This window comes from Micromonospora sp. NPDC003944 (assembly GCF_053605225.1).
Genome location: NZ_JBSGIV010000055.1, coordinates 25,778 through 50,870, shown reverse-complemented (window position 1 = coordinate 50,870; position 25,093 = coordinate 25,778). Strand labels below are relative to the sequence as shown.

The 25,093-nt window shown below is 73.0% G+C and carries 21 protein-coding genes and 1 pseudogene; 12 read left to right on the top strand and 10 right to left on the bottom strand.

The window, feature by feature from the left end; all coding sequences use genetic code 11:
* Positions 1-393 precede the first annotated feature (393 nt).
* Genes ACWER9_RS24200 through ACWER9_RS24185 form a run of 4 tightly spaced genes read right to left on the bottom strand, consistent with a single transcriptional unit; the run spans position 394 to position 6,293 of the window.
* Positions 394-1,644: an MFS transporter gene (locus tag ACWER9_RS24200; protein ID WP_452303989.1), complete on the bottom strand. Its 1,251-nt coding sequence runs from the start codon at positions 1,642-1,644 to the stop codon at positions 394-396.
* A gap of 40 nt (positions 1,645-1,684) precedes the next feature.
* Positions 1,685-2,266, bottom strand: a complete 582-nt coding sequence (locus tag ACWER9_RS24195) for an isochorismatase family protein (RefSeq protein ID WP_452303988.1) — start codon at positions 2,264-2,266, stop codon at positions 1,685-1,687.
* 45 nt (positions 2,267-2,311) lie between these two features.
* Positions 2,312-3,598, bottom strand: coding sequence for a nicotinate phosphoribosyltransferase (locus ACWER9_RS24190; RefSeq protein ID WP_452303987.1), 1,287 nt, complete (start codon positions 3,596-3,598; stop codon positions 2,312-2,314).
* Positions 3,599-3,614: 16 nt separating this feature from the next.
* Positions 3,615-6,293, bottom strand: a complete 2,679-nt coding sequence (locus tag ACWER9_RS24185; RefSeq protein WP_452303986.1) for a LuxR C-terminal-related transcriptional regulator — start codon at positions 6,291-6,293, stop codon at positions 3,615-3,617.
* A 193-nt stretch (positions 6,294-6,486) separates the two neighbouring features.
* Between ACWER9_RS24185 and ACWER9_RS24180 the strand changes: the two genes are divergently transcribed.
* The 11 genes and pseudogenes from ACWER9_RS24180 to rdgB all read left to right on the top strand — a co-directional run bounded on the left by ACWER9_RS24180 (position 6,487) and on the right by rdgB (position 15,728).
* Positions 6,487-8,037 carry a hypothetical protein gene (locus tag ACWER9_RS24180; protein ID WP_452303985.1) on the top strand — a complete coding sequence of 517 codons (1,551 nt, stop codon included), beginning with the start codon at positions 6,487-6,489 and terminating at the stop codon, positions 8,035-8,037.
* A gap of 148 nt (positions 8,038-8,185) precedes the next feature.
* The gene (gene clpS, locus ACWER9_RS24175; RefSeq protein WP_357352126.1) at positions 8,186-8,476 is read left to right on the top strand and encodes an ATP-dependent Clp protease adapter ClpS; all 291 of its coding nucleotides are present in this window, start codon (positions 8,186-8,188) and stop codon (positions 8,474-8,476) included.
* Positions 8,473-8,973 carry a DUF2017 domain-containing protein gene (locus ACWER9_RS24170; RefSeq protein WP_452303984.1) on the top strand — a complete coding sequence of 167 codons (501 nt, stop codon included), beginning with the start codon at positions 8,473-8,475 and terminating at the stop codon, positions 8,971-8,973. The genes clpS and ACWER9_RS24170 overlap by 4 nt, the downstream gene beginning before the upstream one ends.
* A gap of 52 nt (positions 8,974-9,025) precedes the next feature.
* Positions 9,026-9,514, top strand: a complete 489-nt coding sequence (locus ACWER9_RS24165) for a Mov34/MPN/PAD-1 family protein (RefSeq protein ID WP_088991173.1) — start codon at positions 9,026-9,028, stop codon at positions 9,512-9,514.
* A gap of 65 nt (positions 9,515-9,579) precedes the next feature.
* Positions 9,580-9,879, top strand: a pseudogene (locus ACWER9_RS24160) (MoaD family protein); the annotation flags it as partial.
* A 152-nt stretch (positions 9,880-10,031) separates the two neighbouring features.
* Complete coding sequence (locus tag ACWER9_RS24155; protein ID WP_452303983.1) at positions 10,032-10,997, top strand: PLP-dependent cysteine synthase family protein; 966 nt, start codon at positions 10,032-10,034, stop codon at positions 10,995-10,997.
* Between the two features lie 223 nt (positions 10,998-11,220).
* Complete coding sequence (locus tag ACWER9_RS24150) at positions 11,221-11,964, top strand: MBL fold metallo-hydrolase (protein ID WP_452303982.1); 744 nt, start codon at positions 11,221-11,223, stop codon at positions 11,962-11,964.
* 109 nt (positions 11,965-12,073) lie between these two features.
* Positions 12,074-13,213: a glycosyltransferase family 4 protein gene (locus ACWER9_RS24145; protein WP_452303981.1), complete on the top strand. Its 1,140-nt coding sequence runs from the start codon at positions 12,074-12,076 to the stop codon at positions 13,211-13,213.
* Positions 13,210-14,379: a glycosyltransferase gene (locus ACWER9_RS24140; protein ID WP_452303980.1), complete on the top strand. Its 1,170-nt coding sequence runs from the start codon at positions 13,210-13,212 to the stop codon at positions 14,377-14,379. The genes ACWER9_RS24145 and ACWER9_RS24140 overlap by 4 nt, the downstream gene beginning before the upstream one ends.
* Before the next feature lie 9 nt (positions 14,380-14,388).
* Positions 14,389-15,114, top strand: coding sequence for a ribonuclease PH (rph, locus tag ACWER9_RS24135; protein ID WP_452303979.1), 726 nt, complete (start codon positions 14,389-14,391; stop codon positions 15,112-15,114).
* Complete coding sequence (rdgB, locus tag ACWER9_RS24130) at positions 15,111-15,728, top strand: RdgB/HAM1 family non-canonical purine NTP pyrophosphatase (RefSeq protein ID WP_452303978.1); 618 nt, start codon at positions 15,111-15,113, stop codon at positions 15,726-15,728. The genes rph and rdgB overlap by 4 nt, the downstream gene beginning before the upstream one ends.
* A 32-nt stretch (positions 15,729-15,760) precedes the next feature.
* On the opposite strand, the gene hutH is transcribed toward rdgB, so the two are convergent.
* From hutH to ACWER9_RS24100, 6 genes are read right to left on the bottom strand one after another with little or no spacing between them, the layout of a single operon-like run.
* The gene (hutH, locus tag ACWER9_RS24125) at positions 15,761-17,299 is read right to left on the bottom strand and encodes a histidine ammonia-lyase (protein ID WP_452303977.1); all 1,539 of its coding nucleotides are present in this window, start codon (positions 17,297-17,299) and stop codon (positions 15,761-15,763) included.
* Positions 17,296-18,489: an imidazolonepropionase gene (gene hutI / locus ACWER9_RS24120; RefSeq protein WP_452303976.1), complete on the bottom strand. Its 1,194-nt coding sequence runs from the start codon at positions 18,487-18,489 to the stop codon at positions 17,296-17,298. Before hutI ends, hutH begins: the two co-directional genes overlap by 4 nt.
* The gene (locus ACWER9_RS24115) at positions 18,486-19,853 is read right to left on the bottom strand and encodes a formimidoylglutamate deiminase (protein ID WP_452303975.1); all 1,368 of its coding nucleotides are present in this window, start codon (positions 19,851-19,853) and stop codon (positions 18,486-18,488) included. Before ACWER9_RS24115 ends, hutI begins: the two co-directional genes overlap by 4 nt.
* The gene (locus ACWER9_RS24110; RefSeq protein ID WP_452303974.1) at positions 19,844-21,046 is read right to left on the bottom strand and encodes an allantoate amidohydrolase; all 1,203 of its coding nucleotides are present in this window, start codon (positions 21,044-21,046) and stop codon (positions 19,844-19,846) included. Before ACWER9_RS24110 ends, ACWER9_RS24115 begins: the two co-directional genes overlap by 10 nt.
* Positions 21,043-22,698 (bottom strand): urocanate hydratase, encoded by a 1,656-nt coding sequence (gene hutU, locus ACWER9_RS24105; protein ID WP_452303973.1) that lies wholly within the window; start codon positions 22,696-22,698, stop codon positions 21,043-21,045. The genes ACWER9_RS24110 and hutU overlap by 4 nt, the downstream gene beginning before the upstream one ends.
* A 17-nt stretch (positions 22,699-22,715) precedes the next feature.
* Positions 22,716-23,567: a MurR/RpiR family transcriptional regulator gene (locus tag ACWER9_RS24100; protein ID WP_452303972.1), complete on the bottom strand. Its 852-nt coding sequence runs from the start codon at positions 23,565-23,567 to the stop codon at positions 22,716-22,718.
* Between the two features lie 128 nt (positions 23,568-23,695).
* Between ACWER9_RS24100 and ACWER9_RS24095 the strand changes: the two genes are divergently transcribed.
* Positions 23,696-25,051: a hypothetical protein gene (locus ACWER9_RS24095; protein ID WP_452303971.1), complete on the top strand. Its 1,356-nt coding sequence runs from the start codon at positions 23,696-23,698 to the stop codon at positions 25,049-25,051.
* Positions 25,052-25,093 lie beyond the last annotated feature (42 nt).

Here is a 25,093-nt window from a genome sequence, read left to right as displayed (position 1 = left end):
GCCGAGATCACCCGCAGCCTCAAACGCTACATAGCCCGCCAAATCTGGCGCATCCTCGAAGCCACCGCTTGACAGCAACCTTCACAGATCTTGCACTTTGTGTAGCCGATCTGCGGACTTCGGCACCTTTTGTCGCCACAGAAAGTGCAAGATCGGCGCAGGCTGAGACGAGGCGCGTCGTCAGTGAGGTGGACTCGGTGCTGCTCGCCCGCTGACGTCGTGCTGTCTACTCGCGAGCGCGCCTGCCCCCGGAGATCCGCGCAACATCAGGGATGTTGCTGCCTCCCGACCGCCGCAGGCAGCAACATCAGGGGAGTTGCTCGGATCTTGGTGCGCAGGACGCGGGGCCGGGGCCGCGCAGGGGCGCGGAGGCTCTGCGAGGCGGGACTGGGGTCAGCGGGCGGAGGAGGCGAGGTCGGCTTCGACGGGCGGCGGGGTGGTCGCTTCGGCGTTGCGGCGGCGGCGCAGCTCGATCGGGAGCACCACCAGGGTGACGAGTGCGCCGAGCGCACCTGTCACCACGAAGCCCCAGAGTGGCGCGCTGGCGTCGATCACCGCGCCGGCAAGTGGCGCGCCCACCGCGATGCCGACGGTGACGGCGGAACCGTGCAGACCCATCGCCTCACCGCGTACCTCGGCCGGGACCAGGCGGCTGACCGCGTCCGAGCCGGCCGCGATGGTCGGCGCGCAGAGCGCGCCGGCGGGGATCAGCGCCAGGCACAGCAGCCACCAGTGCGCACCGCCCAGCCCCACCGGAATGGTGCACAGGGCCAGTGCGGCGGTCAGCGCCAGCGGGGAGAACGAGCGGTGCACGGCCCCGTAGGCGAAACCGCCGGCAAGCGAGGCGACCGCCCAGATGGCCAGCACCGCGCCGGTCCAGCCGACCTCACCACTGGCCCGCAGGACGGCGACCACCGCCACGTCGGTGCCACCGAGCACCAGGGTCGCCGCGGCGCTGAGCGCCAGCACGGCGAGCAGTCGGGGAGTCAGCCACTCCCGGCGCGGCACTCGACGCGGTGGGCCGCTCGGCTCGGTGGTGGCCTCGCGGATCGGCGGGTTGACCACCCACAGGGCGATCCCCGCGGCGACGATGCCACCACCGACCAGATACATGGTGGTCTGCGCGGAGATCGCGGTGACCAGGGCCACCGCCAACGCCGGGCCGATCATGAAGGACAACTCCACCGACATCGAGTCCAATGCGTAGGCCGGTCGACGTTGGTCGTCGGGGACCAACGCGGCGATCGACTGCCGGACCACCGAGAAGATGGGCAGCGCCAGGGAGCCGGCCACGAACGCGGCCGGCAGGAGCACGGGGTACGACAGCGAGGGCGCGGTGGACCAGAAGATCGCCTCGGCGATCCCGGTGAGCACGAGGACCGGGCGTAGTCCACGCCGGTCCACAAGTCGACCGAGCAGCGGCCCGCCGATCGCCGCGCCCACTGTGACAGCGGCACCGACCAGGCCGGCCGCCCCGTAGCCCCGGCCAAGGTCGAGCACCACGTGGAAGGTCAGCGTCACCCCGGTCGCGGTGAGCGGGACGCGGGCGAGGACGGCGACCAGCAGCAGCGACCGCAGACCGGGCAGGGCGAGTGCCTGCCGGTAAGGCTTCATGTTCACGTGGATCCGTACCTCCGGCGACATCCTCGACCGGCGGCGGCATCTTGGCCAACCTATTAGCGCCTCATGCGGCCCTGATCACAGGCTGGCCCTGCATGACCACCCCGGCGCCGTCCATCGCGCGCAGGGCCACGTCGGTGGTCGCCGGTGCGACGGCGGCCGTCAACTCGAGCAGAACCGTGGTGGCGAAACCCTCCCGGGCGGCGTCCAGCGCGGTCGCCCGGACGCAGTGGTCGGTGGCGATGCCGACCAGGTCGACCCGGTCCACGTCGTGTCGACGCAGCCAGTCGGCCAGGCACTCGCCGTCGTCGGCGTGCCCCTCGAAACCGGAGTACGCCGCCGCGTGCTCGCCCTTGTGGAAGATCGCCTCGACCCGGTCGGTGTCCAGTGCGGGGTGGAACTCCGAACCACTGGTGCCGACCACGCAGTGCCGGGGCCAGGACTCCACGAAATCCGGCGGATCGCCGAAGTGGGCGCCCGGGTCGACGTGGTAGTCCTTGGTGGCGACCACGTGCGCCCACCGGTCCGGTTCGGAGGCGAGCAACCGGGATATGCCGGCGGCCACCCCGGCGCCGCCGGCGACGGCCAGCGAACCGCCCTCGCAGAAGTCGTTCTGCACGTCAACGATGATCAGCGCGTTGGCCATCGGGGGGTTCCTCTCTCCGCGCGGTCGGTGGCGCTCGGGGGTGACTCAGCCAGCGGGTACGACGGTGACCGGCACGGCAGCGTCGCCGGCCGAGAGTTTCAGCCCTTCCCACGGGATGGAGATCAGGCACTCCCGCAGGTGCTCCCGTGACTCGTCGAGGGTGGGCAGCGGCACCGGCTCACCGGCGACCACGTACGACTGCTGGAGCAGGCGGTCGTTGGGCTGCCGGTCCGGAACGCCCTGCGGGACGATGATCTCCTCGGTGGCGGTGCCGGTCGGCTTGTGCCGGCGGACCGCGACCTTCCGACCGCCGATTGTCGCCTTGTGCTCGGAACGCTTCACCACCGGTCGCCCCTCGACCTCGACGAGCTTGTAGACCAGGCCGGCGGTCGGTGCCCCGGAGCCGGTGACCACTGCCGTGCCGGCGCCGTACATGTCCACCGGTTCGGCGGCGAGCGCGGCGATCGCGTACTCGTCCAGGTCACCCGAGACGATGATCTTGGTTTCGGTGGCGCCGAGCGAGTCGAGCAGCTCCCGGGACTGCTGGGCGATCACCGCGAGGTCGCCGGAGTCGATCCGTACCGCCCGCAGCTCCGGCCCGGCCACCGCGATCGCGTTGCGGATGCCCTGGCTGATGTCGTAGGTGTCGACGAGCAGCGTGGTGTCCTTGCCCAGCGTGGCCACCTGGGACGCGAACGCCGCCCGCTCGTCGTCGTGCAGCAGGGTGAACGCGTGCGCCGCCGTACCCGCAGTCGGGATGCCGTACCGCGCGCCGGCGGCGAGATTGGAGGTGAACCGGAACCCGGCCAGGTACGCGGCCCGCGCCGCGGCCACCGCCGCCTCCTCGTGCGCCCGCCGCGAACCCATCTCGATGAGTGCCCGGCCCCGCGCCGCGGTCACCATCCGGGCTGCCGCCGCGGCGACCGCGCTGTCGTGGTTGAGCACGGAGAGCACAAGCGTCTCCAGCACCACGCACTCGGCGAAGCCGCCGGAGACGGTGAGGATCGGTGAGCCCGGGAAGAACAGCTCACCCTCGGCGTACCCGTCGACGTCGCCGGTGAAGCGGTAGTCGGTGAGCCACGCCGCCGCCGTCTCGTCGACCACCCCGGTCCGCAGCAGGAAGTCGACCTCGGTGGGGTCGAACCGGAAGTCGCGGATCAACTCGATCAGCCGGGCCGTCCCGGCGACCACGCCGTAGCGGCGGCCGCTCGGCAGCCGGCGGCTGAACACCTCGAAGACACACCGTCGGTCGGCGGTGCCGTCCTTCAGCGCCGCGCTGACCATGGTCAGCTCGTAGTGGTCGGTCAGGAGCGCGGGTCGGTGGGTGCTCACCGCCCCAGCCTAAGGTTCAGCTCGGGTCGCCGCCGTCGTGGCCCGGGATCGAACGTAACGCCGCCCACAGCTCGGCCCGACCGGTGACGCCGAGCTTGGCGTAGATCCGCTGGAGGTGGTTCTCCACGGTGCGCGCCGACAGGTAGAGCCGTTCGGCGATGGCCCGGCTGGGGGCGCCGTGTGCGGCCAGGCGGGCCACCTGCCACTCCCGCTCGGTCAGCACTGGCGCGCCGGCCTGCAGCGCCGGCGTCCGGATCAGGTCACAGCGCCCGAGCAAGCCGGCGAGGCGCTCCCGGGCGTCGTTCGCCGCGGCCGAGTGCTGGTGGCGCAGGCGTTGAACGGCCTGGGAGGTGGCCTCGGCGGCGTACACGGTCAACTCCAGGGCGGCGTAGTCGTCGGCGACCGCGAGCAGGTCGGTGGGGCAGCCTGTGACCGCGGCGCGGGCGTGCCGGGCCAACAGCGGCGGGAGTACGCCGTCGACCTGCTCGGAGAGCTCGGCGAGGCGCTGCGCGACGGTGCGCCGCCCACCATCGGAGCAGGTGGGCCCGACCGCCATGCCCGCCTGGTCCAGTCGCACGAGGTCGTGCAGGACGTGCACCTCGTGCCCGGCGAAGCCGTCCGAACGGAGCCGATCCACCAGGTCGCCGAGGTGTTTGACCGCGCCCGGCAGGTCGCCCGACGCGGCGAGGGACGCGCCCCGGGCCTGCTCCAGCCACGGGTAGAGCACCGCCATGCCCGGCGCGTGGGTGCGGTCGGCCTCGGCCATCGCCGCAACCGCCTGCGCGGCGTCACCACGCAGCGCCGCCGACTGGGCGCGTTCGGCCTGGGCCAGACCGGCGTAGACCCGACTCGTGGCCAGCACCGCGCAGGCGCCCAAGGAGGTTCGCATGGCCGCGTCGCTCTGCCCGCGCATCCGGGCCCCGTACGCCTGGAGGATGGCCAGGTAGCCGGTGCCGAGGCGGAAGTCGCCGGCCCCGGCGAGGTCGGCGAACTCGTCGGCCACGATCGCGTCGATCCCGGCCAGGTCGCCGGTGAGCATGAGGCGGGTGCCCCGGGCCAGCTCCAGGGCCAACTGGAGGTACGGCATGTCGGTGCGCCAACTGGCCGCGGCCGAGTGCACCTGGGCGATCGCCGTACCACTGCGGGTCAGCTCGCCCTGCGCGGCCTGGACGTACGCGATTGTGGACCGGGCCAGCTCGCGGGCGGCGACGCCGGCCGCCGGTCGGTCCAGGACCCGTTGGCTGAGCCGCACCGCGGCGGCCGTGTCCAGTCGGTGCAGGCGCATGATGGCCTCGAAGGCGTGCACGCGGGACCTGTCGGCGGAGTCACCGAGCTGCTCGGCCCGGCTCGCGATCTCCTCCACCGTGGACTCTCGGCTCAACCCCCAGTAGCTGACCATGCCGCGCACGGTCAGCCAGCGGCAGAACCGCCGTTCGTCGCCGGGCTCGGGGGTGACCGCGTCGAGGACGTCGATCGCCTCGTCGGGTCGGTCGGCGAACATCAGGATGGTGGCCAGCAGCTCCGCCGCGTCGTAGCCGCCGTCGGCGTGCAGCGCGGCCCGTGCCAGGCGGGTCGCCAGCGGCACGTCGTAGCGGGTGAACGCCTGCACCGCGGCGTCCAGCAGCAGGGCCGGGTCCTGTGCGGTGCCCGAGTCGAGTCGCCAGACGGCAACCCGCAGAAGGTCGTCGCGTCGACGTTTGCCGACCTGCTCCAGCAGCTCGGCGAGGTGCGCCTGAAGTCGGCGGGTGCGGCTGACCGGGCAGCGGCGGCGCATCACCTCGCCGTAGAGCGGGTGCGCCAGCCGGACGTTCGTGCGCCGGTCGTGCTGATCCACGGTGATCAGCCCGCGTTCCTCGGCGGTCTCCACATCCGACTGGTCGGCGGCCTGCTTCAGCAGGTGCAGGCCGAGTGGCTCGCCGAACGCGACAAGCTCGACGACCGCGCGGACGCCGTCGGTGAGCTTGCCGACCCGGGTGTCGATCAGGTCGGTCAGGCTGGGCGCCAGCTCCAGGCGGCCGGTCCACTTCCAGATGCCGTACGTGCGCTTCAACTCGGCGCTGCCGTTTGCGGCGTGCACAAGCTCGCGCAGCAGCAGCGGGTTGCCGGACGAGAGCCGGCCGAGCCGGTCGGCGGAGTTGGCGTCGACCGGACCACCCAGGATCGCCGCGAGCAGGTCCGTCGTCTGCTCCTGCGGCATCGGGGTCAGCTCGACGTGCTCGACCAGGTCGTCGGTCCAGAGTGCGCGGATCGGCAGCGGGATCTGCTCGCCGTCGCGCAGGGTGCCGACCACTGTGGCGTTCTCGGCGCGGGCGACCAGGTGCACAAGCGCGGCCGAGGGCGGGTCGAGCAGGTGGGCGTCGTCGATGGCGAGCACGATCCGTCGGCCGGCGGCCTGCTGTTGCAGCACGTTGAGCGCCCAACGCAGAACGCCGGCGGGGGAGAGGCCCTGGGGCTGCTCGGCGGGGAGGACCTGGACCAGCCCACCGAACGGCAACGCCGCGGTGGTGGCGCTGGCCGCGATGGACCAGATGGCGAACCTGTCGGTGGGCAACGCGCCGACACCCTCGCGCAGCAGTCGACTCTTGCCGATGCCGGCGCTGCCACTGAAGAAGAGCCCGCGCCCGGCCTCGCCGGTCACCGCCTCCAGCAGGCGGTTGAGCTCATCCGTGCGGCCGACGAACTCCCACCGACTCATTCGCGCAGCATATCGACCGGAATCCGTCCGCGCCCGCACCGTCACCGTACGAAGTTGAGTAATCGCACAATTACCGGTGAGTACCCGAGGTGTTCCGCTCGGTCGCCGGCCCGCCCGTAGTCTTCCGACATCCGGGTCATGCACCGGAATTTTCGCGACCGGACCCCCGGTCACCTGCAACGGGAGGCACCTGATGAAGCAGGGCCCTCTCCCTTCGGTCGACTCGCCGGGCGACATGACCGGCCCAGCCGACCTACCCACCTGCGGTCCGCTGCCCAGCCGGGTCGGCGTGTCCGGCCCCGCACCGGACGAGCCGCTCGGTGTGGTCGCCGTCGGCCCGGCCGGTGCCGAGCGGCGTGCCGTGCTCGCCACCCTGCTCGGGCTCGACCCGGTCATGCTTACCGTGCCCGGCGGCAGCTGGTTGGTGGTGCGCAACGCCAAGGTGCCCACCCGCGCGGCGTTCGTGCCCGGTTACCGCCAGCCGCACTCGTACGGCGCGGACCGGGACGCCGCCGGTCCGGCGCTGGCCCGCCCGCCCCGACGGGTCGAGCTGAGCGTGCCCGAGCCGCTACTTCGGCACTTCACCCTGATCGATGTTCCGGACACCGCAACCCTCGGCGTGTCCGGCACCCGGGTGCTGCTCGAGGCGGCGGGTCGAGCCGGCGCGCTGCTCTTCGTGATCGCCGCCGACCAGGCCTTCACCGCCGCCGAGTTGAATCTGCTCGCCGAGGTCGCCCCGACCTCGGTGGAGGTCGTCTTCGCGGTCACTCCCGGCGCGTCGGGTTGGGCTCCGCTTGCCGACGGCGCGGCGAATACGGAGGGCGCGGGGGCGTCCGTCCCGCCGGTCAGGGATGCGGAAGCCGAGGTGGACGCGGTCGCGGTGACGGTGGAGGCACACCGGGCCGCGCTGCTGGCCGCGGTGCCGGCGCTGGCCGCCGCACGGTGGTTCCCGGTGGACGACGCCGACACCGCCGCCGACCTTCGGCGGGCGCTTGTGGGTTGGTCGTCGCGTGAGGGGTTGCAGCGGGCCAGCGTCGACCCACCGGTCCTGCCGGGTCAGCAGGGTCGCGTCGCGGTGGCCGCCGATCCGGGCGACTGGTCGGAACGGCTGGATCGCCACACCCGCTCGTGTGCCCAGCGGATCCGCCAGCACCTCGCTCTGGAATTGGCGAACATTCACTTGCGGGCCGTTCAGGAGATCGTGTTCGGCGTCGGCTGTGCCGGCCTACCGGATCTCCTCGACCGTGAGATGGCGGCGTTGTCGCTGTTGGCCACCGCGCAGTGCGACCAGGCGGTGCGCGGCATCATGACCGATGTCGCGTCCCGGGTGCTCGGCGCGCCGCCGGCCGAGGGCGTGCGACGCCGGATCGCCGCCGCGGTGCAGTACGGCCTGGCCGATCACCGGCCCGGCCACGAACTGGACAAGGTGCTGCTGATCACGAGCACGGCCGGCGTGGCCGAGTTGACCGGCGCCGAGGCGATCGACGCCGCCGCAAGCTATCCGGCGGCGTCCCGTGACGAGGTGCTCCCGCCGGTCGCGGTGGCGCTCTCCGGCGGGTGCTGGCAGCAGTGGCGTACGCCTGGCAACGACGACCACAGCGCGGCGCGGGCCTGGTCCCAGCGGGCCGTGCGTGAGGTCGAGTTGGGGTTGTCCAGGGAGATCTCCCGACGGTTCGAGGTGATCCGCCTCTCGCTGGGCGTGGTGCTCTCCGATGCAGTCGATCACGGCATCCTGCTCGCCTGACGGCGCGCTCACCGGTTGGTCGGGGTCCGGGTCGGACCCCGGGTCCGATGGCGTCCGGGGCGGGTCGGGAGTGCCCGGGGTGGGTGATCCGCGCCGGGCCGGCGTTCCGGTTCCTCGGTTCCGGGAAACCGGTGGCACGATGGGGGGCATGGCGGCTCCGCAGGCTGTACCGGTCGAGACGCCGGACACTGACGAGGTGCCGGCGTCCGACCGGCAGTGGGTGACGATCGTGTGGGACGACCCGGTGAACCTGATGACGTACGTGACCTGGGTTTTCCAGAAGCTCTTCGGCTACAGCCGGGAGAGGGCCGAACAGCTGATGCTTGACGTGCACCACAAGGGCCGTGCCGTGGTCTCCACCGGCGCCCGGGAGCGGATGGAGCACGACGCGTCGCAGCTGCACGCGTACGGGCTGTGGGCGACGGTGGACAGATCATGAGCATGTTCCGGCGCCAGGCCGGTCGCTACGTCGCCGTCTTCGCCGTCGACGAGGTGCGGGTGCTGCGCAAGGTCGCCTCCGAGGTGGTGGGTCTGCTCACCGATGGCTTCGACCACACCGACCCGGTCGTCGGTCGGCTCTTCCCGGCGGTCTACCCACAGGACGCTCCGGGCACCGCCGAGTTCCGCCGCTACACCGAGGGCGACCTGAAGACCGCGAAGATCGATCAGGCGGGGGCGATCCTGGCCGCGTTGCCCGACGACGCCGGTGGCGAGGTGCGGCTGGACGCCGAGGCAGCCGAGGCGTGGTTGCGGGCGCTCAACGACGCCCGGCTCGCGATGGGCGTTCGCCTGGAGATCAAGGACGGCACGGATCTGGGCGAGGAGTTGGACGACGCGGTCGCTGACGACCCGGGGTCCAGCCGGGTGTTCCAGCTTTCGGTCTACGCCTATCTCGGGTATCTACAGGAGTCGCTGCTCAACGCCTTGATCGACTAAGCGTGACCGGCACCACTTCGGCCCGTGCTCGTCAGGCGTTAGGCTGGTGCACGTGCTGAGCATCGACCGGTCGATCATCGACGCGATCGTCGCCCACGCGCGCCGGGACCACCCCGACGAGGCGTGCGGCGTGGTCGCCGGTCCCGTCGGCAGCGACACCCCGACCCGGCACATCCCGATGGACAATGCCGCGCGCTCGATGACCTTCTACGAGTTCGACTCGATGGAGCACCTGCGCGTGTGGCGGGAGATGGACGACCGGGACGAGGAACCCGTCGTCATCTACCACTCGCACACCGCCACCGAGGCATACCCGTCGCGGACGGATGTCTCCTTCGCCGGTGAGCCGGGGGCGCACTACCTGCTCGTCTCGACCCGTGAGCCCGACTCGGAGGAGATCCGGTCGTTCCGAATCGTCGACGGCGTGGTCACCGAGGAGCCGGTCCAGGTCGTGGAGGCCGGGGTCGACCCGCATGCCGTGCAGTCCTACATGTTCGGGCAGAGCCCGGCGACGGTCGATTACGAGTGTTCCGGTCGCTGACCTGTCAGCGCCGCAGCCGTCTCGTCCCGTCACCGTAGGCACACCCGATCGAGGAGTTCGACATCATGGCCATCGAGGTTCGCATCCCCACCATCCTGCGCAGCTACACCGGCGGCGCCAAGGTCGTCGACGGCAGCGGCGACACGCTCGCCGATCTGCTCACCGACCTTGACTCCCGGCACGGCGGTCTGCGCGGCCGGCTGATCACCGACGCGGGCACGCTGCACCGCTTCGTCAACGTCTACGTCAACGACGAGGACGTCCGCTTCCTCGGCGCGCTCGACGCGAAGCTCTCCGACGGCGACAGCGTCACCATCCTGCCGGCCGTGGCCGGCGGCGCGTTCGGCTTCGCGGCGGCAGCGGCGATCAGCTCGCACAGCGCGGCGGCAGCGGCGATCAGCTCGCACAGCGCCGCGGCAGCGGCGATCAGCTCGCACAGCGCCGCGGCAGCGGGGGCCAGCTCGCACAGCGCCGCGGGGGCCCGCGACGCCGTCGCGGCTCGCTGAGGTCGGCCGCCATGGCGCGGTACGACAGCCTGCTCGACGCCTGCGGGGGCACGCCGCTCGTCGGCCTGCCCCGGCTCTCCCCGACGGTGCCCGACGGGGCTCCTCCGGTGCGGCTCTGGGCCAAGCTGGAGGACCGCAACCCCACCGGCAGCATCAAGGACCGCGCGGCGCTGTTCATGGTCCGGGCGGCGGAGGAGGCTGGCCGGCTCCGGGCCGGCGACACCATCCTCGAGCCGACGAGCGGCAACACGGGCATCTCGTTGGCGATGGTGGCCAAGCTGCGGGGCTACCGGTTGGTCTGCGTGATGCCGGAGAACGTCTCCACCGAGCGGGTCCAGCTGCTCCGGATGTACGGGGCCGAGATCATTTTCTCGCCGGCGGCCGGCGGTTCCAACCAGGCGGTCGCCACCGCCAAGCAGATCGCCGTCGAGCACCCGGACTGGGTGATGCTCTACCAGTACGGCAACGAGGCCAACGCGCGGGCGCACTACGAGACGACCGGGCCTGAGCTGCTGCACGACCTGCCGAGCATCACGCACTTCGTGGCCGGGCTGGGCACCACCGGCACCCTGATGGGCACCGGGCGTTACCTGCGGGAGAAGGTCGAGGGCATTCAGGTCGTGGCCGCCGAGCCGCGCTACGGCGAGTTGGTCTACGGCCTGCGCAACATCGACGAGGGGTACGTGCCGGAGCTCTACGACGCCTCGGTGCTCTCCCGGCGGTTCTCGGTCGGCACCCGGGACGCGGTGTTGCGCACCCGCCAGTTGGTGGAGGTGGAGGGCATCTTCGCCGGGTTCTCCACCGGTGCCATCCTGCATGCCGCGCTCGCGGTGGCGCACGAGGCGGTGCGCGACGGCCGACGGGCCGATGTGGCTTTCGTGGTCTGCGACGGCGGCTGGAAGTACCTGTCGACAGGCGCGTACGGCGGCACGCTCGCCGATGCCGAGGACGCCCTGGAGGGGCAGCTTTGGGCCTGACCGATCCGGTCTGCCGACTACGGGCCGTCGACATGTGTCGACGGCCCGTATGCTGCCCGGCGGACCGCGAGCAGGTGTCACGTTCGTGACAACTTCCGTTGGATCATTCTTGCTGCAGGGTGCGCCAGCGTAGGCTGCGCAGCGTGGCGTACGCGTCGGTAGAGATCATGGCCGGGACTGTCGCCGGCACGGGTGCTACTGACAGTGACAGCGAGACCACTCGATGCGACTGACCGTTCTGGGGAGCGCCGGCAGTTTCCCTGGCCCCGAGTCCCCCTGCTCGGCCTATCTCGTCGAGGCCGACGGTTTCCGGCTCCTCGTCGACTTCGGCTCGGGGTCGCTGTCCAGCCTCCAGCGGTACGCGGGGCTGCACGCCCCGGACGCGATCCTGTTGACCCACCTGCACTGCGACCACATGTTCGACGCCGTGCTGTACGTGGTGGTGCGCCGGTACGCCCCGGACGGCCCCTACCCGGCGCTGCCCGTCTACGCGCCCGCCGGCGCGCCGGACCGGCTCAGCGCCGCGTACGGCGACGACGGTTCGGTGGAGGACGTGTACCAGTTCTACGCGCTACAGCCGGGCACCTTCCCGATCGGCCCGTTCGCGGTCACCGTCGACCGGGTCAACCACCCCGTCGAGACGTACGGCGTGCGGCTGGAGCACGACGGCCGGTCGCTGTGCTACTCGTCGGACACCGCGCCCTGCGACGCGCTGCTGCGCCTGGCCCAGAACGCCGACGTGTTCCTCTGCGAGGCCAGTTACCTCGACGGCGTGGACAATCCGCCGGATCTGCACCTGACCGGTCGGGAGGCCGGCGAGGCGGCGACCAAGGCCGCGGTGGGCCGGCTGCTCCTGACCCATCTGGTGCCCGCCTGGGGCAGTGAGGCGCACACCCTGGAGTCGGCCGCCGCCGCGTACAGCGGGCCCCTCGAGGTGGTCCGGCCCGGCGCCAGCTACGACGTCTGACGCACCCCGTCCGCTTCGCGCGGCCGGGCCGCGGTGTTGTGCCGTACTGTTTGCCGTCCGGTCAGCGGGCGGTCGTCTGGCGCACCCGTGGCACCCGCACGGTGTGGGCATGCGGATCGCCATCGTGACCGAGTCGTTCCCACCGGATGTGAACGGCGTCGCGCACTCAGTGGTGCGGACGGCGGAGCACCTGCTCGACCGGGGCCATGAGCCGGTGGTCATCGCGCCCGCCCCGCCCGGTCGGCCGGGAGTCGACCGGCTGCCCTACCCGGTGGTGCGCATTCCGAGCGTGCCGCTGCCCCGCTATCAGGGCTTCCGGCTGGGCGTGCCCACGAACGCCCGGCTGACCGGGGCGCTGCTCTCGGCCGAGCCGGACGTGGTCCACCTGGCCAGTCCGTTCGTCCTCGGCGCACGGGCGGCCACGCTGGCCAGCCGGCACGGGCTGCCGATGGTGGCGGTCTACCAGACCGATGTGGCGGCGTACGCCCGCGCCTATCGGGTGAGCTGGGGTGAGGCGGCCGCGTGGCGTCGGATCCGCGAGATCCACAATTCGGCGCAACGAACCCTCGCCCCCTCCACCCGGGCCGCCGCCGACCTGATCGCCAACGGGGTGCAGCGCATCTGGCTGTGGCGGCGCGGGGTGGACGCCGTTCGCTTCGACCCGGCCAGGCGGTGCGCGGCGCTGCGGGCCCGGCTGGCGCCCGGTGGTGAGCTGCTGGTCGGCTACGTCGGTCGGCTGGCCCCGGAGAAGCGGGTGGAGTTGCTGGCGGCGACGTCCCGACTGCCCGGCGTACGGGTGGTGGTGGCCGGCGACGGCCCGACCCGCCGCCAGGTGGAGCGGGAGCTGCCCGGGGTGACCTTCCTGGGCGTGCAGCAGGGCGACGATCTGGCACGGCTCTACGCCAGCCTGGACCTGTTCGTGCACACCGGACCGCACGAGACCTTCGGTCAGACCATCCAGGAGGCGCTGGCCTCCGGGGTGCCGGTCGTGGCACCGGCGAGCGGCGGCCCCGTCGACCTGGTCGACCAGGGCGTGACCGGGTTGCTGGTGCCGCCGAACGACGGGCACGCGATCGCCGCGGCGGTGGCCGAGCTGGCCGTCGACGCCGACCGGCGGCGGGCCTACGGGCTGGCCGCCCGCGTCGCGGTCAGCCGCCGTAGCTGGGCGGCCGTCGGCGACGAGCTGGTCGGGCACTACCACGCGGTACGCGCCGTGGCCGCCACCGCCGGCCTGCCGGCCGCGTCGTGACCGGGGCGGCACGTGGGCTGCGGATCGTGCGGCTCGCCAACTTCGTGACGGAACGCTCCGGCGGGCTGCGTACCGCGCTGCGGCACCTCGGCACGGGCTACCGGGCGGCCGGGCACGACCCGGTGTTGGTGATACCCGGTCCGCGGGCCGCCGACGAGACGTACCCGTGGGGGCGGGTGGTCACCCTGCCCGGGCCGCAGCTGCCGGGCACCGGCGGCTACCGGGTGTTGGCCGGCCGACGCCGGTTGGCCCGGGTCCTCACCGACCTGGCACCGGACCGGTTGGAGGTCTCCGACCGGTCGTCGCTGCGCTGGACCGGCCGGTGGGCGCGGTCGCACGGGCTGCCCTCGGTGATGGTGTCGCACGAGTCGCTGACCGGGCTGCTCGGCCAGTGGGGCGTGCCGGAGGCGCTGCGCCGGCCGACGGCCGACCGGCTCAACGTGGCGACCAGTCGGGCGTACGACCGGATCGTCTGCACGACCCGGTGGGCTGCCGAGGAGTTCGACCGGATCGGCGCGGACAACGTGGATCTGGTGCCGCTCGGGGTGGACCTGGACACCTTCGCCCCGCACCGGGCCGACCCGCAGGTCCGCGAGCGCTACGCCGATGCCACCGAGGTGCTGTTGGTGCACTGCGCGCGGCTCTCTCCGGAGAAACGACCGGAGTTGGCCGTGCAGACCCTCGCCGAACTGCGCCGCGCGGGCGTACCGGCGGTGCTGGTGATGGCTGGCGACGGCCCGTTGCGTGGCCCGCTGGCCCGCCGGGCGGCGGGGCTGCCGGTCACCTTCACCGGCTTCCTGCCGGACCGCGCCGCGGTGGCCGCGTTGCTTGCCAGCGCGGACGTGGTGCTGGCGCCGGGCCCGGTGGAGACCTTCGGTCTCGCCGGCCTGGAGGCCTTGGCCTGCGGCACTCCGGTGGTGGTCAACGCGGCGAGTGCGCTGCCCGAGGTGGTCGGCGAGGCCGGGCTGGCGGCGTACGCCTCGGGGGTGTCGATGGCGGCGGCGGTGACCCGCCTGACGGCCCGGCCGGAGGCGCTGCGGCGGCGGGCCGCGCGGGCGCGGGCCGAGGAGTTCGGCTGGCCGGCGGCGGTCGCCGGGTTCCTCGGTGTGCACGGCGCGGACGTTCTCCGGGACACCCCGAGCGAGGTGGAGAGCCGGACCGCATAGGGTGCAGGGATGGCGCGACCTGACGGGCGAGGGCCCTCTCAACTTCGACCGGTGACCCTGACCCGTGGCTGGAGCACCCACCCGGAGGGCTCGGTGCTCGTCGAGTTCGGCGGCACCCGGGTGCTCTGCACGGCGAGCGTCACCGAGGGGGTGCCCCGCTGGCGCAAGGGCTCCGGGCTCGGCTGGGTGACCGCCGAGTACGCGATGCTGCCCCGGGCCACGAACACCCGCTCCGACCGGGAGAGCATCAAGGGTCGGGTCGGTGGCCGCACCCACGAGATCTCCCGGCTGATCGGTCGCAGCCTGCGGGCCAGCATCGACCTCAAGGCGCTCGGCGAGAACTCGATCGTGCTCGACTGCGACGTGCTCCAGGCCGACGGCGGCACCCGCACGGCCGCGATCACCGGCGCGTACGTCGCGCTGCACGACGCGGTGGGCTGGCTCGCCGCCCGCAAGGCGTTGGCCGGCAAGCCGGAGAAGGTGATGCACCGGTCGGTGGCCGCGGTCAGCGTGGGCGTCATCGCCGGGGAGGCCCGGCTCGACCTCTGCTACGAGGAGGACGTCGCCGCCGAGGTGGACATGAACGTGGTGTGCACCGGCGCGGGCGACTTCGTCGAGGTGCAGGGCACCGGCGAGGCGGGCGTGTTCGCCCGCGACCAGCTCGACGCCCTGCTCGACCTGGCCGTCGCCGGCTGCGCCGAGTTGGCCGAAGCCCAGCGGAAGGCACTCGCATGAACAAGGTCCTGCTCGCCACTCGCAACCGCAAGAAGCTCGTCGAGCTGCAGCGGATCCTGGACGGCGCACTCGGCGCGCACCGGATCGCGCTGCTCGGCCTTGACGACGTCGAGCAGTACGCGGAGCTGCCGGAGACCGGCCTGACCTTCGGCGAGAACGCGCTGATCAAGGCACGGGAGGGCTGCCGGCAGAGCGGGCTGCCCACCATCGCCGACGACTCCGGGATCGCGGTGGACGCGCTCAACGGGATGCCCGGGGTGTTCAGCGCCCGCTGGTCCGGCAAGCACGGCGACGACCAGGCCAACCTTCAGCTGGTGCTGGACCAGATCGCCGATGTGCCCGACGAGCAGCGGGCCGCCTCGTTCGTCTGCACGGTGGCGTTGGTGCTGCCCGGCGGCAAGGAGCACCTGGTCGATGGCCGTCAGCCCGGTCGGGTTCTGCGCGCGCCGCGCGGCGAGGGCGGGTTCGGCTACGACCCGATCTTCCTGGGCGACGGGCAGGACCGGACCAACGCGGAGCTGACCCCGGAGGAGAAGGACGCCATCAGCCACCGGGGCAAGGCGCTGCGCGAGCTGGCCAAGCTGGTCGCCAAGGTGCTGCCGCCCGCCGCCTGACCCGTCGGCGGACGACAGCCACCCGACGGAGATCAGCCCAGCGGGCCCACCTCTCGTTCGATGGCGGCGCGCAGGTCCGGCCCGGCGACGACGGCGCGGGCCGCCTCCATCACCGGGGCGAGGAACACGTCCGGACCGGGCTCACCGGCTGCCGCACCGAGCGCGGCGACGGCCGCGCGGCCGGCCGGTGACGGCTCCAGCGGGGCGCGCAGCTGAAGGCCGCGTACGCCGGCGAGCAGCTCCACCGCGAGCAGGCTCGTCAGGTTGTCAAGCACGGTCCGCAGCTTCTTGGCCGCCGCCCAGCCCATCGAGACGTGGTCCTCCTGCATTCCGCTGGTGGGCAGCGAGTCCACCGAGGCGGGGGCGGCAAGCCGACGGTTCTCGGCGACGATCCCGGCGGCGGTGTACTGGGCGATCATCAGCCCGGAGTTGACCCCGGCGTCGGGGGAGAGGAACGCCGGCAGTTCCCGGGAGCGGGTGACGTCGAGCAGCCGGTCCACCCTCCGCTCGGCGATCGCGCCGACCTCGGCGGCGGCGATGGCGAGGAAGTCAGCGGCGAAGCCGAGCGGCGCGCCGTGGAAGTTACCCGTCGACTCGACCCGGCCGTCCGGCAGCACCACCGGGTTGTCCACGACGGACACCAGCTCCCGGGCGGCGACGGTGCGGACGAAGTCCAGGGTGTCGCGGGCCGCGCCCGCCACCTGCGGCGCGCAGCGCATCGAGTACGCGTCCTGCACGGCGTGCGCCAGGTCGTCGCGGTGCGAGTCCATCACCCGGGAGTCCTGCAACAACCGGTGGATGTTCGCCGCCGACGCCGCCTGACCGGGGTGCGGCCGGATCGCGTGCAGCTCGGGCAGGAACGGCCGCTCCGAGCCGAGCATCGCCTCGATGGCCAGCGCGGCCGTCACGTCGGCCATGGCGAACAGGTGCGCCGCGTCGTGGATGGCCAGCAGCAGCATGCCGAGCATGCCGTCGGTGCCGTTGATCAGCGCCAGCCCCTCCTTGGCGGCCAGCTCGATCGGCTTGAGCCCGGCGGCGGTCAACGCGTCGCAGGCGTCCTGCCGCGCACCGTTCGGGCCGAGCACCCAACCCTCGCCGAGCAACACCAGCGCGCAGTGTGCCAGCGGTGCCAGGTCGCCGGAGGCGCCGAGCGAGCCGTGCTCCGGCACCCACGGGGTGATGTCGTGGTTGAGCAGGTCGACGAGGGCCTCGGCGACCAGCGGGCGGACCCCGGAGCGGCCCAGGGCGAGGGACCGGACCCGCAGCAGCATCATGGCCCGGACCACCTCGCGCGGCATCGCCGCGCCCACCCCGGCGGCGTGCGACCGGATCAGCGCGTGTTGCAGCTCGGCCCGCCGCTCCGGGGCGATGAAGGTGTTGGCCAACGCCCCGAACCCGGTGGAGACCCCGTAGACGGGACGACCCGACGACTCGATGCCGTCGACGATGGCCCGGCTGGTCGCCATCGCGTCGATGGTCGCCGGGGCGAGGACGACCGTGGCGGTGCCGCGGGCCACCGCGAGAACGTCGTCGGCGGTGATCCCGGTGGGCTGGATGGTCACGTTCGTCATTGCGGAACTCCGTTGCGTATTACCTGGCGGATCAGGGGGACACCGGGCCGGTAGGCCAGGTGCAGGTGCGACGGCGCGTCGAGGACGACGAGGTCGGCCCGCGCGCCGGGGGTGAGGACACCGATGTCGTCGCGGCGCAGCGCGTGGGCGCCACCGGCGGTGGCGGCCCAGACCGCCTCCGCCGGGGTCATCCGCATCTCGCGGACCGCGAGGGCCACGCAGAACGGCATCGACGAGGTGTACGACGAACCGGGGTTGCAGTCCGTCGCCAGCGCGACGGTGACCCCGGCGTCGAGCAGCCGACGGGCGTCCGGGTACGGCGAGCGGGTGGAGAACTCCGCGCCGGGCAGCAGGGTGGCCACGGTGGTCGTCTCCGACCCCGACGTCCAGTCCATCCTGGTCGACGCCAGCGCGTCCACGTCGGCGTCGCTGAGGTGGGTGCAGTGGTCGACGCTCGCCGCGCCCAGCTCCACGCCCAGCTGCACCCCGGGGCCGGGGCCGAGCTGGTTGGCGTGCAGCCGTACGCCAAGTCCGGCGGCCTGACCGCAGGCCAGGATGGCGCGGGCGTGGTCCACGTCGAAGGCGCCCTCCTCGCAGAACACGTCGATCCACTTCGCGTACGGCGCGGCGGCGGCGAGCATCGGCCCGCACACCAACCCGACGTAGTCGTCCGGGCGGTCGGCGTACTCGGCGGGCACCACGTGTGCGCCCAGGAAGGTGGTCTCGGTGCTGGTCTCGGCGGCGATCCGCAGCGAGCGGGCCTCGTCGGCGACGGTCAGGCCGTACCCACTCTTGATCTCCATGGTCGTGGTGCCCTGGCGCAGCGCCTCCCCGCGCAGCCGGCGCACGGTGGCCCGTAGCTCGTCGTCGGTGGCGGCCCGGGTCGCACCGACGGTGGTCCGGATGCCCCCGCCGGTGTAGGGCTGCCCGGCCATCCGGGCGGCGAACTCGGTGGCCCGGTCCCCGGCGAAGACCAGGTGGGCGTGGCTGTCCACGAAGCCGGGCAGCACGGCCGCCCCACCGACGTCGACGTGGTGGTCGGCGGCCGGCGCGTACGCGGACGGCCCGACCCAGACCACCCGGCCCTCCTCGATGAGCACTCCGGCGTTGCGGCGGATGCCGAGCGGGCCCTCGCCGGAACCGTTGGTCACCAGCTCTCCGATGTTGCCGACAAGCAGGCTGCCGCTCATCCGGGGAGCACCGCCTCGATCGACGCCGCCAGCTCGGCCGGCACGTCGACGGTCAGGTGCCGGCCCTCGGCCACCACCACCCGGCCGTCCACCACGACCTGCTCGACGTCGGCAGCCCCGGCGGCGAAGAACGCACCCGCCGGCGGCACCCCGGCGGTGCGGGCGCTGTCCAGGCGTACCGTCACCAGGTCGGCGTGGGCGCCCACGGCGATCCTGCCGGCGTCGGCCCAGCCCAGCGCGGCGTGCCCGGCGACGCTTGCCGCCGTCAGCAGGTCGAGCGGTGCGAAGTGGCCGCGCCGGCGGGTCCGCAGCCGCTCGTCCAGCTCCACCGCGCGGGCCTCCTCGAACAGGTCGACCACGGCGTGACTGTCGCTGCCCAGGCTGAGCCGGATCCCCGCGTCGGCCATCAGCCGGGCCGGGCCGATCCCGTCGGCGAGGTCCCGTTCGGTGGTCGGGCAGAGGCACACCCCGGTCCCGCTGTCGGCGAGCAGGGACAGGTCGACGCTCGTCGGGTGGGTGGCGTGCACGGCTGTGGTGTGCGGCCCGAGCACACCGTGCTCGGCGAGCAGCGCGGTCGGCGAGCGCCCGTGCACGGCCCGGCACTCGTCGTTCTCGGCGGGCTGCTCGGAGAGGTGCACGTGCAGCGGCGCGTGCCGCTCCCGCGCCCAGTCGGCGACCGTGCGGAGCTGGTCGGCCGGGACGGCCCGCACCGAGTGCACGGCCGCGCCGACCCGCACGTGCGGGTCCGCCGGCTGGAACGCGGCGGCCCGCTGCGCCCAGCGGCCCGTGTCTCCGTCGCCGAAGCGGCGCTGCGGCCCGGCGAGGGGTCGACCGTCCACGCTTGACGTCAGGTAGGCGGTGTCCAGCAGGGTGAGTCGGACCCCGGCGTGCGCGGCGGCCTCCACCAGCGCGGCGCTCATCGCGTTCGGGTCGTCGTAGGCGCCGCCGTCCGGCCGGTGGTGCAGGTAGTGGAACTCGCCCACACCGGTGATCCCGGCGAGCGCCATCTCGGCGTAGACGGCGCGGGCCAGCGCGAGGTAGGTGTCCGGGTCCAGCCGGTCGGCGACGGCGTACATCTGCTCCCGCCAGCTCCAGAAGTCACCCCGCCCGCCGTGGGTACGCCCGCGCAGCGCCCGGTGGAAGGCGTGCGAGTGCGCATTGGCCATGCCCGGCAGGGTCAGGCCGGGCAACGGGGTGGCGTCCCGCAACACCTCGACGCCGGCCTCCGGGCTTCCGGCCCCGACGAGCGGCGTCACCGCGGTGATCCGGCCGTCGTCGACCTCGATCAGCACGTCGGGGGTGGGCTCGGCGTGCTCGGGCAGCCAGGCGTACTCGGCGAGCCAGCGGGTCGGTGTCACCGGCATGTCAGCTCCTCCAGCACCCCGGCCAACGCCCGAACCCCGGCGGCGCAGTCGTCGTCGGTGGCGGCCTCGGCGGGGGAGTGCGAGACGCCCGTCGGGTTGCGCACGAAGAGCATCGCGGTGGGCAGGTACGCGGCGAGCACTCCTGCGTCGTGTCCCGCGCCGGTGGGCAGCACCGGCGCGTCGAGCAGCGTGGCCAGCCGCTTGGCCAGGTCACCGTCGAAAGCGACCACCGGGGTGGCCGACTCCTCGGTGACCGTCACCGTCGTACCGTCGCGGCGGGCCCGCTCGGCGAGCTTGCCGCGCACGGCGTCGACAAGCCCGGTGAGCGTCTCCGGATCGGCGGCCCGGGCGTCCAGCCAGCCGGTCACCTTCGACGGGATCGCGTTCGTGGCGTTGGGCTCGACGGCGACCCGGCCCACGGTGGCGTGCGCGCCGCGCAGCCGGGCCTCCTTGTTGGCCGCGAGCACCGTGAACGCGTAGGTGAGCATCGGGTCGCGACGGTCGGCCATCAGGGTGGTACCCGCGTGGTTGCCCTCCCCGACGACGTCGAAGCGCCAGCGACCGTGCGGCCAGATCGCGCTCGCCACCGCGACCGGCGCGTCCGTGTCGACGAGCGCCCGGCCCTGCTCGACGTGCAACTCCACGAAGGCGCCGAACCGGCCCAGCAGATCCGGGCGGGCGCCCGCCGGCTGGTCACCGAGCGCCTCGGCGAAGCTCACCCCGGCCGCGTCGCGCAGGCCGGCCGCGCGTTCGGCCGGCAGCGCCCCGGTGAGCAGCCGCGACCCCAGACACGGTACGCCGAAGCGCGCCCCCTCCTCCTCCACGAAGGCGCCCAGGACCAGCGGCCGGGTGGGGGTGACGCCGGCGGCGCGCAGCTCGTCCACGGCGAGGAAGGCGCTCACGATGCCGAGCGGCCCGTCGTACGCCCCGCCGTGCGGCACCGAGTCGAAGTGGCTGCCGGTGAGCACCGCGTCGGCGGCCTCCGGGTCACCCCAGTGCGCGAAGAGGTTGCCGTTGCCGTCCTCGGTGACCGGCAGGGCGCGGCGCTCGGCCTGCGTGCGGAACCAGGCGCGCAACTCCCGCTCCGGGTCGGTCAACGCGTACCGCAGGTAGCCGCCGCTGCCGGCGTCCCGCCCGACCGGCGCGATCTCGTCCCACAGCGCCCGGAACCGGGCGGAAAGGTCGTCTGTCATTGAGGTCCCTCGGTCATGGGGACGCGGACCCCGGTGCGCTCGGCCACGTCGCGGGCGATGTCGTAACCCGCGTCGACGTGCCGGATGACGCCCATCGCCGGGTCGTTGGTGAGCACCCGCTCGATCTTCTGGCCGGCCAGGGCGGTGCCGTCGGCCACGCACACCTGACCGGCGTGGATCGACCTGCCGATGCCCACCCCGCCGCCGTGGTGGATGGAGACCCAGGAAGCCCCGCTGGCCGTGTTGACCAGGGCGTTGAGCAGCGGCCAGTCGGCGATGGCGTCGGAGCCGTCGGCCATCCCCTCGGTCTCCCGGTACGGGCTGGCGACGCTGCCGGTGTCCAGGTGGTCGCGGCCGATCACCACCGGGGCGGAGAGTTCACCGGAGGCGACCATGTCGTTGAACCGCACGCCCGCCCGGTCCCGTTCGCCCTGGCCCAGCCAGCAGATCCGGGCGGGCAGGCCCTGGAAGGCGACCCGCTCACCGGCGAGCTTGATCCACCGGGCAAGCGACTCGTTCTCCGGGAACAGGTCGAGGATGGCCCGGTCGGTGGCCGCGATGTCGGCCGGGTCGCCGGAGAGCGCGGCCCACCGGAACGGGCCCTTACCCTCGCAGAACAACGGCCGGATGTACGCGGGCACGAAGCCCGGGAAGTCGAAGGCGCGCTGGTAGCCGCCGAGCTGCGCCTCACCCCGGATCGAGTTGCCGTAGTCGAACACCTCGGCGCCCGCGTCGAGGAAGCCGACCATCGCCTCGACGTGCTTCGCCATCGACGCGCGGGCCCGGTCGGTGAACTCGGCCGGCTTCGCGGCGGCGTAGTCCCGGGCCTCGGCCAGCTCCACGCCCACCGGCAGGTACGCCAACGGGTCGTGCGCGCTGGTCTGGTCGGTCACGATGTCGATCTCGACGCCACGGCTCAGCAACTCGGGGAAGACCTCGGCCGCGTTGCCGACCACGCCGACGCTCAGCGCCCGACGCTCCCGCTTCGCGGCGAGCACCCGCTCGATCGCGTCGTTCAGGGAGTCGGCGACCTCGTCCAGGTAGCGGTCGCGCACCCGACGGTCGAGCCGGGTGCGGTCCACGTCCACGATCAGGCAGACGCCGTCGTTCATGGTGACCGCGAGGGGCTGCGCGCCGCCCATCCCACCGCAGCCGGCGGTGAGCGTCAGCGTGCCGGCCAGGGTGCTGTCGAACCTCTTGGCGGCCACCGCCGCGAACGTCTCGTAGGTCCCCTGGAGGATGCCCTGCGTGCCGATGTAGATCCACGAACCGGCGGTCATCTGCCCGTACATGGTCAGGCCGAGCTGTTCGAGGCGGCGGAACTCCGGCCAGGTCGCCCAGTCACCGACCAGGTTCGAGTTGGCGAGCAGCACCCGGGGCGCCCACTCGTGGGTGCGCATGACCCCGACCGGGCGGCCCGACTGCACGAGCATCGTCTCGTCCTCGCGCAGGTCGGTGAGCGTACGGACCAACGCGTGGTAGGACGGCCAGTCCCGGGCGGCCTTGCCGGTGCCGCCGTAGACGACGAGGTCGTCGGGGCGTTCGGCCACCTCGGGGTCGAGGTTGTTCATCAACATCCGCAGGGCGGCCTCCTGCTGCCACCCGCGGGTGGTGAGCTGGCTGCCCCGTGCGGCACGGATCGGCGTGGTCATCTCTGCATCTCCTCCGGTCAACCGAGGAACAACTGTCGGCGGGCCGCGGAGGCTTCGAACGCCTCCAGTCGGCGCTGGGTGTCGGCCGGCGCGGCATCGCAGATCGCCTGCAACAGCACCATGGCCAGGGTCATCGGTGCGGTGTGCAGGTCGAAGACGAGGTGCGCGCCGACGGCGGCGGCGAGCACCACGTCGGCGTGCTCGGTGGCCGGGCTGACCGGCGAGTCGGTGATCGCCACCACTGTCAGCCCGGCGTGGCGGGCATCGCGCAGCGCGTCGAGGGTTTCCCGGGGGTAGCGGGGCAGCACGAAGGCGAGCACGGCGGACGCCCCGGCCTCGGCGGCCTGCTCCAGCCGGTCGGTGAGCAGGCTGCCGCCGTCGTCGAGAACCCGTACGTCCGGGTGCACCTTTGCCGCGAAGTAGGCGAAGTAGGCGGCCAGCGGCGCGGCGGCACGCAGGCCGAGCACCGGCAGTGGACGACTTCCCGCGAGCAACCGCCCGGTCTCGGCGATCCGGTCCCGGTCGGCGAGCTGACCGGCAAGTCGGTCCAGGTTCACCATCTCGGCGCGTACCGCCTGCTGGAGTTCGTTGCCGGCGTCCGTCGACCCGCCGGGCGACGCCGTGGTCAGGTCCCGCAGGCGGCGGCGGAGCGCCGGGTAGCCGTCGTGGCCGAGCGCGACGGCGAACCGGGTGACCGACGGCTGGCTGACCCCGGCCAGCTCGGCGACCTCGGCGGCGGACAGGTAGGCCACGGTGGGGGCGTGCTGCACCAGACAGTGCGCGATCCGGCGCTGTGTGGGGGTGAGCCGCACCCCTTGGAACAGGTCGAGCACCCGGTCAGCGGGTGGCTCGACAGCTCCTTCATTCATGGGCCGACTCTATGCATGAGAACTTTCACTGGCAAGCGATCCCAGCCCTCCCCGCCCGCCCCGGGCGGGCAGGCCGGGTTGGCCGACGGTCGGTACTATCCGCACGGCGGTTCAACGGAGGAGTGCGGATGCAGCCGGAAGGCCCCTACAGGTACACCCACGCGCTCGGCGGGTCTCCGGTGGGGAAAGCATGGGCCGCGATCGACGAGCAGGGTCGATTCGTCACCGTCGCTGTCCTCGACGCCGCCGTGGCCGCCACACCCGGCTGGCGTGAGGCGTTCGCCGGCGCCGCCGACCTGCTGGCGCAGTCGGCCGATCCGATGCCCTACACGTACGCGGACTTCTCCGCCGCCGCGCCGTGGGTGGCCTACCCCGCCGAGGCGGGCCCGGGCGCCGAGAAGCTGTTCCGCGCGCTCGGTGTCGACTACGTCCCCGCGCCGACGGTGGCCCCACCGACGTCGGCCCCACCCTCGGTCTCCGCCCCGCCCGCGGTCTCCGCTCCGCCCTCCGTCTCGGCCCCACCCGCGGTGTCCGCCCCGCCGGTGTCGGGCCCGCCGCAGCCCGTCTCCGGCGGCCCGCAGGCCCCCTGGGCGGTGCAGTCCGGCCCGATCCCCGGCCAGTTGGTCTCCGCCGCACCGCACTCCGTCTCCGGCGTACCCACCTCGCCGGCCGGCGCGACCTCGTCACCGCCGGCCTCGTACACCCCACCGCCGAGCAGATCGAGCCCGGACACTTTCGTCGCGCCGGCGCACGACCCGTTCAGCTCGCCGACCCAACGGATCCGCCCCTCGCCGCCACGCAAGAGCCGTACCGGGCTCTGGGTCGGGATCGCCGCCCTGGTGGTGGTCCTCGTGGCCGGTGGGAGTGCCCTCGCGTGGAGCAGCTTCGGGGGGCCGTCCGAGCCGACGACGGCGAGCCCCACGCCCACCGGGGTGGCCGAGTCCCGTGCGACGGCCTCGTTGCCGGCCGGCCCGCCCCAGCAGCCGGGCCTGGAGCCACCCCGCCCTGGAGACTGGCCCACGTGGCCGTCCTTCGTCCAGGGTGGGGCGGTTCGCACCCTCAACCCGGAGGGACTGGGCATCACGTTCCTGGCGCCCGCCAACTGGGACTGCACCCCGGGCAGCAGCGCCGAGGGGCAGGTCGAGTACAACTGCGGCGCCTCGATCGGGGACAACTCGGAGGTCGGCGGCGAGTTGATCGTCCGCGAGTGCCGTGATTGCAAAGAGGACCAACGGGTCGCCCTGCGCAAGGCCGAAGAGGCGTGGGGGCTGCAATGGCGCAGCGCCGGGCAGTATGTCGTTCTGGCCGAGACCGTGAAACTGAACGGCGCCGAAAAGTACGGCATTGTTCTTGTGGCATTCTGGCGTTCGTCACCGGACGGTGCTATCGACCGCCAGTTGGTGCTACGGATGACCGGGCCACCAGACTATATGAATGACATTCGCCGAGTGGTCAACTCCGTGCGTGACAACGCGCGTTTCTGACCGACATGCCACTTGTTCCGGCCGCCGAAAAGACGTATCAAC

Bases quoted from the DNA above. Each gene is read 5' to 3' on its own strand.
- ACWER9_RS24200 (WP_452303989.1), bottom strand. From the start codon at position 1,644: ATGTCGCCGGAGGTACGGATCCACGTGAACATGAAGCCTTACCGGCAG.
- ACWER9_RS24195 (WP_452303988.1), bottom strand. From the start codon at position 2,266: ATGGCCAACGCGCTGATCATCGTTGACGTGCAGAACGACTTCTGCGAG.
- ACWER9_RS24185 (WP_452303986.1), bottom strand. From the start codon at position 6,293: ATGAGTCGGTGGGAGTTCGTCGGCCGCACGGATGAGCTCAACCGCCTG.
- ACWER9_RS24180 (WP_452303985.1), top strand. From the start codon at position 6,487: ATGAAGCAGGGCCCTCTCCCTTCGGTCGACTCGCCGGGCGACATGACC.
- clpS (WP_357352126.1), top strand. From the start codon at position 8,186: ATGGCGGCTCCGCAGGCTGTACCGGTCGAGACGCCGGACACTGACGAG.
- ACWER9_RS24170 (WP_452303984.1), top strand. From the start codon at position 8,473: ATGAGCATGTTCCGGCGCCAGGCCGGTCGCTACGTCGCCGTCTTCGCC.
- ACWER9_RS24155 (WP_452303983.1), top strand. From the start codon at position 10,032: ATGGCGCGGTACGACAGCCTGCTCGACGCCTGCGGGGGCACGCCGCTC.
- ACWER9_RS24150 (WP_452303982.1), top strand. From the start codon at position 11,221: ATGCGACTGACCGTTCTGGGGAGCGCCGGCAGTTTCCCTGGCCCCGAG.
- ACWER9_RS24145 (WP_452303981.1), top strand. From the start codon at position 12,074: ATGCGGATCGCCATCGTGACCGAGTCGTTCCCACCGGATGTGAACGGC.
- rph (WP_452303979.1), top strand. From the start codon at position 14,389: ATGGCGCGACCTGACGGGCGAGGGCCCTCTCAACTTCGACCGGTGACC.
- rdgB (WP_452303978.1), top strand. From the start codon at position 15,111: ATGAACAAGGTCCTGCTCGCCACTCGCAACCGCAAGAAGCTCGTCGAG.
- hutH (WP_452303977.1), bottom strand. From the start codon at position 17,299: ATGACGAACGTGACCATCCAGCCCACCGGGATCACCGCCGACGACGTT.
- hutI (WP_452303976.1), bottom strand. From the start codon at position 18,489: ATGAGCGGCAGCCTGCTTGTCGGCAACATCGGAGAGCTGGTGACCAAC.
- ACWER9_RS24115 (WP_452303975.1), bottom strand. From the start codon at position 19,853: ATGCCGGTGACACCGACCCGCTGGCTCGCCGAGTACGCCTGGCTGCCC.
- ACWER9_RS24110 (WP_452303974.1), bottom strand. From the start codon at position 21,046: ATGACAGACGACCTTTCCGCCCGGTTCCGGGCGCTGTGGGACGAGATC.
- hutU (WP_452303973.1), bottom strand. From the start codon at position 22,698: ATGACCACGCCGATCCGTGCCGCACGGGGCAGCCAGCTCACCACCCGC.
- ACWER9_RS24100 (WP_452303972.1), bottom strand. From the start codon at position 23,567: ATGAATGAAGGAGCTGTCGAGCCACCCGCTGACCGGGTGCTCGACCTG.
- ACWER9_RS24095 (WP_452303971.1), top strand. From the start codon at position 23,696: ATGCAGCCGGAAGGCCCCTACAGGTACACCCACGCGCTCGGCGGGTCT.